Below are 9,694 nucleotides of genomic sequence, written 5' to 3' on the forward strand. Positions count from 1 at the left end.
ATAAAGATAAAGACTCTAATCAGGATGTAATCGCGGATAAACAGGTCTACATTCCGCTCAAAGCGGACTAAAAGGATGCAATGACGTGACGGACAATCTCAGCGGTGTGATCGCATTCGTGAAAACCGCCGAAGCCCTGAGCTTTGTAGGCGCTGCGCGTACGCTGGGGATTTCCGCTTCGGCGGTGGGCAAAAATGTCGCCAGGCTTGAGGCCGAGCTTAATGTGCGGCTGCTGCACCGCAGTACCCGCAAGGTCAGCCTCACGGCTGAAGGGCAGATGTTCTACGAGCGCAGCCGCAAAATCCTCGATGACCTGCACGACGCCCGCGCGATGCTTTCGCATGCCATGCAGGCACCGCGCGGCAAGCTGCGCGTGAGCCTGCCTACCATCGGCTATCGCTTCCTCTTTCCGCACATGCTCGCCTTCAGAAAAGCCTACCCGGAGATCGAGCTGGAACTGGACTTCAACGACCACCTGGTGGATGTGATCGAGGAGGGGTTCGACGTCGTGATCCGCAGCGGCGGGTTGGCCGATTCGACACTGATGGCGCGCAAGCTTGGGCCTTTTCGCTTTGTGCTGTGTGCGTCGCCCAAGTACCTGCAGGCCAATGGCCGACCCCAAACCCTCAGTGATCTTGAACACCACCAGTGCCTGCGTTATCGGTTTGCGACCACCGGCAAAATCATGGATTGGACCTTGTCCGCCAACCCCGCGATGACCCAGTTGCGCCTGCCCACGGCGCTGACCTTGAACAACATGGAAGCCATGCTCAGGGCCGCCGTCGATGGCCATGGCATTGCCTATGTGCCGGACTTCCTGGCCCGTGAGGCGCTGGCCCAGGCACAGCTGGACACCGTGTTGGACGGGCACTGCGATGACCAGGGCCAATTCTGGGCGCTGTGGCCCTCCAGCCGGCACCTCTCGCCAAAGATTCGCGTGTTTGTGGACTTTGCCGCTGAGCGTCTGTTTACAAACCCATCAACCGATACCCCACCTGCAACTCGGTAATAAAGTGCTGCGGCTGCGCCGGGTCCGCCTCCAGTTTTTGCCGCAAATGCGCCATGTGCACGCGCAAATAATGGGGACGGTCGATGTAATCCAGGCCCCACACTTCCAGCAATAATTGCCGATGCGTCAACACCCGGCTTTGGCCGCGAAGCATTGCACAGAGCAGGCGGTATTCGATGGGCGTGAGGTGCACCGGTTGCCCCTGGCGCCACACTTCATGTGTCGACAGGTCCACGGCAATGTCGCCAAACGCCACTTTGCTGGTGGCCGCCGCGGTACCCGTTTGCCCGTGCCGGCGCAGCTGTGCGCGGATGCGTGCGAGCAGCTCGGGCACGCCAAAGGGCTTGGTCAGGTAGTCATCGGCACCGGCGTCCAGGGCGGCGACTTTTTCTTCCTCGCGATCACGTGCCGACAGCACCAGAATCGGCACCGCCAGCCAGCCGCGCAATTCGCTGATCAGCTGTTTGCCGTCTCCATCCGGCAGGCCGAGGTCGACGATCACCAGGTCCGGCTGGCGGCTGGCGGCATGGATCAGCGCGCGTTTGACGCTGTCGGCCTCGAACACCTGAAACCCTTCGTCTTGCAGGGCGATCCCGACGAAGCGGCGGATGTTGGCCTCGTCTTCCACAATCAAAATGCGTGCAGTGCTCATAGGGTTTCCATAAGCGGCGGGGTGCCCGCCGGTAACGTGATAGTGAAGTGCATGCCGCCCACCTGACCGGGGTTGGCTTCGATGCGCCCGCCATGGGCTTCGACAATGCGTTTGGCCAGCGCCAGGCCCAGGCCGATGCCGGCGACGGACGACTCCTGCTGGCCGCGCGCGAAGGGTTCGAACAGATTGGCTGGCGCTTTGCCTGGGCCGTTGTCGCTGACGTGCAGCACGATGCTGCCTGCGGTCGAGCAGGCTGCAACGGTGATCAGCGTGCCCGGCGGCGTGTACTTGGCAGCGTTGTCGAGCAGGTTGACCAGCACCCGCTCGATCAACAGTGCGTCGATTTCCACCAGTGGCAAGTGCGGGTCCAGCGCGGTGAGCACGCGGTGGTGCGCCAGCGGCTCACGCAGCTGGCGCAACGCGCTGCCGACGACTTCTTCCAGCGAATGCCATTGCCGGTTCAGGCGCACGCCGCGTTCCTGCATGCGGGCCATGTCCAGCAGGTTTTCGATCAGGCGCTGCATCGAGGTGGCCTGTTCATGAATGCCATTGAGCAACTCGGTCAACGGCCCCGGTGGGGCGTGGGGCAGGGCGGTGTCGGCGGCGCCGATCAGTGTGGTCAGGGGCGTGCGCAGGTCGTGGGAAATGGCCGCGAGCAAGGTGTTGCGCATTTTCTCGCCTTCCATCTGCACCAGCGTGCTTTGCGCCACTTCGACGAAGTGCACGCGTTCCAGTGCAATTGCCAGTTGGCTCATGCAGGCTTCCAGCAGGCGGCGTTCCTGCGGATCGCTCAGGCGTTCGCTCTGGGCCAGTTCCAGCACCAGCACACCGCGCACGCGCATCGGGGCCTTGAGCGGCAAATAGCAGCCGTTGGCCGCCGACAACGTGTCGGTGCCATGGCCGGCCGCCTGGCCGTGGTCGTAAGTCCATTGGGCGATGCTGTCGTCAATCGGCAGCCCGCTCGCGCTGACGCTGTGCACGCCATCGGCGGCGTCCGGCAGCGCCAGGCCGACCCGCGCTTCAAACACGCCACTGAACGTGCGCAGGGCCACTTCGCTGATTTGCTCCACCGTCAACGCGGCCGACAGGTCGCGGGCCAGCCGCGCGAGGGAGGTGGCGCGTCGCTCGCGGGCGGCGGCGGTGCGGGCTTCGTGGCGCAAGCGCGCGGTGAGTTGCCCGGTGATCAGGGCGATGCCGAGCATCAGCGCAAAGGTGAAGAAATACTGGGTGTCATTGACGGTGAACGAGTAACGCGGCTGCACAAAAAAGAAGTCAAAGCACAGCACCGCGAGCATCGCCGCCCACACGCCGGGGCCGCGTCCAAACCGCAGGGCCACCAGCACCACCGTCAGCAAAAACAGCATGACCACGTTGGCCAGGTCAAACACCTGCAGCAGCAGGGCGGCGACCGCAGTGGCGGCAAAACACGCCAGGGTTGCCCACAGATACGCCAGCCGGGTGCCCGCCGCCGGCACGGTTTTTTCGACGACCGACGGCTTGCCCGGCAGCAGCCCGTGGGCAATCACGATCTGATCGATCTGCGGGTGGTGCCGGCTGATCCGGTCGCTGACCGATTGATGCCAGAACCGCCAGGCCCGGCGTGGATGATGGCCCAGCACCAGGCGATTCGCGTTGTGCTCGCGGGCGCAGGCGGCCAGCGCCTCGGCCACGTCCATGCCCGGCAGTGTGGCGGTGTCGGCACCGAATTCGGCCGCCAGCGCCAGGGTTTTCATCGCCGTCAGGTAGCGCCTGGCGCCACGCCCTTGATGCGCGGCCACGTGCACCACGATCCAGTCGGCTTCGAGTTTTTGCGCCAGCCGCGCAGCTTCGCGCACCAGGCGCTCGTCGCCGGCATCGCCCGCCACGCCGACCAGCAGGCGCTCGCGGGCCGGCCACACGGTACTGATCGAACGCTCGCGGCGGTACACGCGCATTTGTGTGTCGACCCGATCCGCCGTGCGCCGCAGCGCCAGTTCGCGCAACGCCAGCAGGTTGCCCTTGCGGAAAAAATGCCGCGACGCGCGCTCGGCCTGCGGGCCCAGGTACACCTTGCCGTCCTTGAGGCGTTGCAGCAGATCGTCGGGCGGCAGGTCGATCACCACCACTTCGTGGGCGTTATCGAACACGTGATCCGGCACGGTTTCGCGCACGCGAATGCCGATGATGCCGCTGACCAAATCATTCAGGCTTTCCAGGTGCTGGACGTTCAGCGTGGTCCACACGTCGATACCGGCGCTGAGCAATTCTTCAATGTCTTGCCAGCGTTTGGGGTGGCGCGAACCGGGCACGTTGCTGTGGGCCAATTCGTCCACCAGTACCACGGCGGGGTGCCGACGCAGGGCGGCGTCGAGGTCGAATTCGCTGAGCGCGAACTCGCGGTGCAACAGGGCGGCGCGGGGCAATTGTTCCAAGCCTTGGAGCCACTGGGCGGTCTCCGCGCGACCGTGGGTTTCTATCACGCCAGCGAGCAGGTCGCGGCCCAGCGCAACTTCGCGTTGCGCCGCCGCGAGCATCGCGCAGGTTTTGCCCACGCCGGCATTGGAGCCGAAGTAGATACGCAATTTGCCGCGCAAGGCGGCCTGTTCTTCCAGCTGTACCCGGGCCAATAAGGCGTCGGGGTCGGGGCGGTCGTCGTTTAATGCGGGCATATTCTTCCTGGTGAATACAGTGCTGTTACCTGTGGGAGCGGGCTTGCTCGCGAATGCGGTGGGTCAGTCACACATGCACTGACTGACCCTCCGCTTTCGCGAGCAAGCCCGCTCCCACATTGGTTTGGCGGTGCTACACGAGACCCAATCCGCTAAGCAGCATGTCGATCAACTTGATCCCGGCAAACGGCACCAGCACACCGCCCAGCCCGTAGATCAGCAAGTTGCGGTTAAGCAGCGCCGCCGCACCAATCGCCCGGTAAGTCACCCCGCGCAAGGCCAAGGGAATCAGCGCCACAATGATCAACGCGTTAAAAATCACCGCGCTGAGAATCGCCGAGTTGGGGCTGCTCAGGTGCATCACGTTCAACGCGCCGAGCTGCGGGTAGGTGGCGACAAACGCCGCCGGGATGATTGCGAAGTACTTCGCCACGTCATTCGCCACGCTGAAGGTGGTGAGGGCGCCGCGGGTCATCAGCATCTGTTTGCCCACCTCGACCACTTCGATCAGCTTGGTCGGGTTGCTGTCGAGGTCGACCATGTTGCCGGCCTCTTTGGCGGCCTGGGTGCCGCTGTTCATCGCCACCGCCACGTCGGCCTGGGCCAGTGCCGGCGCGTCGTTGGTGCCGTCGCCGGTCATGGCCACGAGCTTGCCCTGGGCCTGGTAGTCGCGGATCAATTGCAGCTTGTCTTCCGGGCGCGCCTCGGCGAGGAAGTCATCCACGCCGGCTTCCACCGCAATCGCGGCGGCGGTCAGGCGGTTGTCGCCGGTGATCATCACGGTCTTGATGCCCATGCGCCGCAGCTCGGCGAAGCGCTCCTTGATGCCGCCTTTGACCACGTCTTTAAGCTCCACCACGCCCAGCGCCTTGGCGCCGTCGCACACCACCAACGGCGTGCTGCCGCGTCGCGACACTTCATCGACCTTGGCCTGCAATGCTGCCGGGAAACTCCCGCCCAGCGCTTCGATATGGCTGCGAATCGCATCCGCCGCGCCCTTGCGAATCGCACGGCCTTCGGGCAAGTCCACACCGCTCATGCGCGTTTGCGCCGTGAAGTGCACAAAGCTTGCGCCCAGGGCGTTGATGTCGCGCGCGCGGATGTCGAATTTCTGCTTGGCCAGCACCACGATGCTGCGGCCTTCCGGGGTTTCGTCGGCCAGGGACGCCAGTTGCGCAGCGTCCGCCAGCTCGGCTTCCTTCACACCCGGCGCCGGCAAGAAGCTGCTGGCCTGGCGGTTGCCCAGGGTGATGGTGCCGGTCTTGTCCAGCAGCAACACGTCGACATCGCCTGCGGCTTCGACCGCCCGTCCCGAGGTGGCGATGACGTTCGCCGACATCATCCGGCTCATGCCCGCCACGCCGATGGCCGAAAGCAGGCCGCCGATGGTGGTGGGGATCAGGCACACCAGCAAGGCCACCAGCACCGTGGCGCTGATCACACTGCCGCTGCCGCTCATGGCCACGGCGAAGATCGAATAGGGGCTCAGCGTGGCGATCACCAGCAGGAACAACAGGGTCAGGCCTTCCAACAAAATCGTCAGCGCAACTTCGTTGGGCGTCTTCTGGCGCTTGGCCGATTCAACCATCGAGATCATGCGGTCCAGGAACGATTCGCCGGGGTTGACGCTGATGCGCACCACCAGCCAATCCGACAGCACCCGCGTGCCGCCGGTGACCGAGGAAAAGTCGCCACCGGCCTCGCGAATCACCGGTGCCGATTCGCCGGTGATCGCGCTTTCATCCACCGAGGCCACGCCTTCGATCACCACGCCGTCCAGCGGCACCAGGTCGCCGGCTTCGATCAGCACCACGTTGTCTTTGCGCAGCAGGCCGGCTTCCAGCGGTAGCCAGGCGGCGCCGTGGCGCGGTTGTTGCAACAACTTGGCCAGGGTCTGGCGTTTCATGCCGCGCAGGCTGGCGGCCTGGGCGCGGCTGCGGCCTTCGGCCAAGGCTTCGGCGAAGTTGGCGAACAGCACGGTGAACCACAGCCACAAGGTGATGCTGAGGATGAAACCGCTGGGCGCTTCACCCTTGCCGCCCAGGGACTGGAACCACAGCAGGGTGGTGAGAATGCTGCCCAGGTACACCACAAACATCACCGGGTTTTTCCATTGCGCCTGAGGCAGCAATTTCTTCAACGCGTCGACGCCGGCAGTGAGCACGATGCGTCGATCAAACAGAGGTAAACGAGCATTTTTCATGAGGGCAATCTCTTACTCACTGACCGCAATAGAGGGCTGATGTGCATCCAGCGCCAAGTTGAGTTGCAGCACATTCACCCGAGGCTCGCCGAGCAGGCCGAGGGTGCGTGCGGCGGTGTGGTCGTTGAGCAGTTGCAGCAGGTCGGCCTCGGGGATATGGCGCAAGCGCGCTACCCGTGCCAGTTGCAGCCGGGCGTTGGCCACCGAGATATGCGGGTCGAGGCCCGAGGCGGAAGCCGTGACCGCGTCCACCGGCACCGGGGCGTCGGCGGGCAGGCCGTTGTCCTGGCGATAGGCCTTGGCGCGTGCGGCGACCTGGTCCAGCAGTTTCTGGCTGGTCGGGCCCAGGTTGCTCGCGCCACTGGAACCGGCGTTGTAGGGCTGCGACACGCTTTTACTCGGGTCTTGCGGGTCGGCGCCGAGGGTCATGCTCGGGCGGCCCTGGAAGTACTCAGGCTTGGTGAAGTTTTGGCCGATCAACGCTGAGCCGATCACCAGGCCGTCGCGTTCAATCAGCGAGCCACTGGCCTGATACGGGAACAACAGTTGCGCTGCCACGGTGGTGAAAGCGGGGTACGCCAGGCCGGTCAGCAGCATGAAGAACACTGCCGACACCAGCACCGGACGCAGCAGCCCTTTGAATATCGATTGAGTCGTCATCAACATGTCCTTAGTTGTACGTCTGGCCGGACAGCAACTGCAGTTGCTCCACCAGCGGGCCGAGCGCGAGCGCCGGCAAGAAGGTCAGGCCACCGACCACCAACACCACGAACACCACCAGCAGCATGAACAGCGGGGTCGCGGTGGGGATGGTCCCGGCGCCGGCCGGCACGGTCTTTTTCATCGCCAGCGAACCGGCCACGGCAAGCATCGGCAGCATGGTGAAGAAGCGCCCGATCAACATCGCAAGCCCAATGGTGGTATTGAAAAAGGGTGTGTTGGCGTTCAGCCCGGCAAACGCCGAACCGTTGTTGGCGGTGCCCGAGGTGTAGGCGTAGAGCACCTCGCTGAACCCGTGCGGGCCGAGGTTGTTGAGGCTGGCCATGGTGTCCGGCCACAGGGCGGCGAGGGCGGTGAAACCAAGAATGCTGATGGGGTGCGCGAGCACCGAGAGCATCACCAGTTTCATCTCGCGGGCCTCGATTTTCTTGCCGAGAAATTCCGGGCTGCGGCCAATCATCATGCCCACCAGAAACACCGTGAGCAGCGCGTACTGGATCAGGTTGATAAAGCCCACGCCGTCGCCGCCGAACACACAGTTGAGCATCATCTGCGCCAACGGCACGAAGCCGCCCATGGGCGTCAGCGAGTCGTGCATGGCATTGACCGAACCCGTGGTGGCCGCGGTGGTGGTGGCGATAAACAGGCTGCTGTCGGCGATGCCGAAACGCAGCTCCTTGCCTTCCATGTTGCCGCCGCTTTGCTCGATCGACAGCGTCTGGTTGGCGCCGGCCTGGGTCAGCAACGGGTTGCCGGTTTGCTCGGCGCCGTACACCAGCGCGAGGAAGCCGATGAACATCACCAGGAAGGTGCCGAAAAACACCCAGCCCTGACGGCGTTGCAGCAGCATGCTGCCAAAGGTGTAGGTCAGTGCCGACGGGATCAGCAGCATGCTGAGGATGTGCAGGATGTTGGTCAGCGGCGTCGGGTTCTCGAACGGGTGCGCGGCATTCATGCTGAAGAAGCCGCCGCCGTTGGTGCCGATGTGCTTGATCGATTCAAAGCTGGCGACCGCGCCGACGATCAGCTGTTGCTGCGCGCCTTCCAGGGTGGTCGCCAAGGCTTGTGAGGCGAAGGTTTGTGGCATGCCTTGCCACACATACACCAGCGCCATGGCCACGCACAGCGGCAGCATCACCCGGTACAGGGTGCGAGTGAAGTCGACCCAGAAGTTGCCAATGTCGGCCGAGCTTGAGCGGCTCAATCCGCGAATAAACCCTGCGGCCGCGACCACGCCGGACGTGGCGCCGACAAACATCAGAAAGGTGATGACGGCCATCTGGCTGAAGTTCGACAGGCTGGTTTCACCCGAGTACGCCTGCCAGTTGGTGTTGGTAATAAAGGACGCGGCGGTGTTGAACGCCAGGTCCGGGGTTTGCGCGGCCAGCCCCAGCGGGTTGATCGGCATTAGCGCCTGCAAGCGCAGGACGATATAGCCGAGCAGCATCATCGCCGCGTTCGACAGCAGCAGCGCTGAGCCATAGCGGGCCCAGCCCATGGTCTCCAGCGGGTTGATGCCCAGCAGGCGATAGGTAAAACGTTCCGGCAGGGCGTGGCCGGTCCCGGTAAACACCCGGGTCAGCCACTTGCCCATCAGCACGGCAAGCCCGGTCATCAACCCCAGGACCAGCGCAAATTCCAGCAGAGTGCTTAGCATGTCGTGGCTCCGTTCAAAGCTTGCCCATGGCGACGATGGCCATGGCAGTCGCAACAAAAAACATCAGGGAGAGGCCGATAAACATCACGTCGTACATGGCGGACTCCCTAGAACTTTTCAGCGCGGATGAGGGCGTAGCCCAGGTAAGCGAACAGGCCCACGGCACATAAGCCGCTGGCGACATAAATGAAGGTCAGTGTGAGCACGGTGTAACTCCCCTTGTTGAAGAAGCGGGGGAGGTTATGCGCTTGGGTATCAAGCCCGGGCACTGATTACAGGGGGCGGTATTAAGACGGTATATAGATGGGTTTTGGCTGGACGAACGAAAACAAGGGATAGCCCGGTGCCGGGGTATCCCTTGAAGAACTGGGGTTCTGCTGATTTCAGTGATCAGCTTATTTGGCTTTCTTTTTCTTTTCGCCGCGGGTGGCGAGGTGCTCGAAGCAAAACGCGGCGGTGCCGAAGAGCGCAATCATTGACAGGACGACCATGCCTAAAGTTGAACTTTCCACGATGACTTCCTACGGGTTTTGGGGGTAGGACGTGACGGTAGAGCGTGGGGGGTTAGTTGCTCAATAGGGACGACGTAATCGTTATGGGGAAGTTGGAATTTATACGGGTTCTTTACGGGCTGGTGGGGGGGGAGTACATATCCGTTGCTGGGGTAACGGCGGCTTGGGGTTCCGCTCTTACAGCGGGTCACTTTTGGCAAACGCCCGGAATGCCGGCCCAGCCAAAAGTAACCAAAAGGTCTTTGCCCCACCACTCGGTGCCTCGCCTAGGCTCGGCATGCCCTCACTCCGGC

At 63.3% G+C, this 9,694-nt stretch carries 7 protein-coding genes; 1 reads left to right on the forward strand and 6 read right to left on the reverse strand.

From position 1 onward, the window contains the following. The first annotated feature begins 85 nt into the window (after positions 1–85). Positions 86–1,009, forward strand: coding sequence for a LysR family transcriptional regulator (locus AACU78_RS11920; protein ID WP_106580699.1), 924 nt, complete (start codon positions 86–88; stop codon positions 1,007–1,009). Here AACU78_RS11920 and AACU78_RS11925 read toward each other — a convergent pair. From AACU78_RS11925 to kdpF, 6 genes are all read right to left on the reverse strand, one after another. Continuing rightward, the gene (locus tag AACU78_RS11925; RefSeq protein WP_106580700.1) at positions 969–1,661 is read right to left on the reverse strand and encodes a response regulator; all 693 of its coding nucleotides are present in this window, start codon (positions 1,659–1,661) and stop codon (positions 969–971) included. The two genes, AACU78_RS11920 and AACU78_RS11925, sit on opposite strands and share 41 nt — an antisense overlap. After that, on the reverse strand, positions 1,658–4,309 hold the full coding sequence (locus tag AACU78_RS11930; protein WP_106580701.1) for a sensor histidine kinase: 2,652 nt from the start codon (positions 4,307–4,309) through the stop codon (positions 1,658–1,660). Before AACU78_RS11930 ends, AACU78_RS11925 begins: the two co-directional genes overlap by 4 nt. A gap of 133 nt (positions 4,310–4,442) precedes the next feature. Further along, positions 4,443–6,512 (reverse strand): potassium-transporting ATPase subunit KdpB, encoded by a 2,070-nt coding sequence (gene kdpB / locus AACU78_RS11935; protein ID WP_106580702.1) that lies wholly within the window; start codon positions 6,510–6,512, stop codon positions 4,443–4,445. A 12-nt stretch (positions 6,513–6,524) separates the two neighbouring features. Further along, complete coding sequence (gene kdpC, locus AACU78_RS11940) at positions 6,525–7,172, reverse strand: K(+)-transporting ATPase subunit C (RefSeq protein WP_106580703.1); 648 nt, start codon at positions 7,170–7,172, stop codon at positions 6,525–6,527. Positions 7,173–7,182: 10 nt separating this feature from the next. Beyond that, the gene (gene kdpA, locus AACU78_RS11945; RefSeq protein ID WP_106580704.1) at positions 7,183–8,889 is read right to left on the reverse strand and encodes a potassium-transporting ATPase subunit KdpA; all 1,707 of its coding nucleotides are present in this window, start codon (positions 8,887–8,889) and stop codon (positions 7,183–7,185) included. 107 nt (positions 8,890–8,996) lie between these two features. After that, on the reverse strand, positions 8,997–9,158 hold the full coding sequence (kdpF, locus tag AACU78_RS30070) for a K(+)-transporting ATPase subunit F (protein WP_349815687.1): 162 nt from the start codon (positions 9,156–9,158) through the stop codon (positions 8,997–8,999). Between the last annotated feature and the right edge of the window lie 536 nt (positions 9,159–9,694).

The sequence above is a fragment of the Pseudomonas sp. R9.37 genome (assembly GCF_963878885.1).
Classification (GTDB): Bacteria; Pseudomonadota; Gammaproteobacteria; order Pseudomonadales; family Pseudomonadaceae; genus Aquipseudomonas.

Excerpts from the sequence above, each read along its gene's own strand:
- AACU78_RS11925 (WP_106580700.1), bottom strand. The coding sequence starts at position 1,661 with ATGAGCACTGCACGCATTTTGATTGTGGAAGACGAGGCCAACATCCGC.
- AACU78_RS11930 (WP_106580701.1), bottom strand. The coding sequence starts at position 4,309 with ATGCCCGCATTAAACGACGACCGCCCCGACCCCGACGCCTTATTGGCC.
- kdpB (WP_106580702.1), bottom strand. The coding sequence starts at position 6,512 with ATGAAAAATGCTCGTTTACCTCTGTTTGATCGACGCATCGTGCTCACT.
- kdpC (WP_106580703.1), bottom strand. The coding sequence starts at position 7,172 with ATGACGACTCAATCGATATTCAAAGGGCTGCTGCGTCCGGTGCTGGTG.
- kdpA (WP_106580704.1), bottom strand. The coding sequence starts at position 8,889 with ATGCTAAGCACTCTGCTGGAATTTGCGCTGGTCCTGGGGTTGATGACC.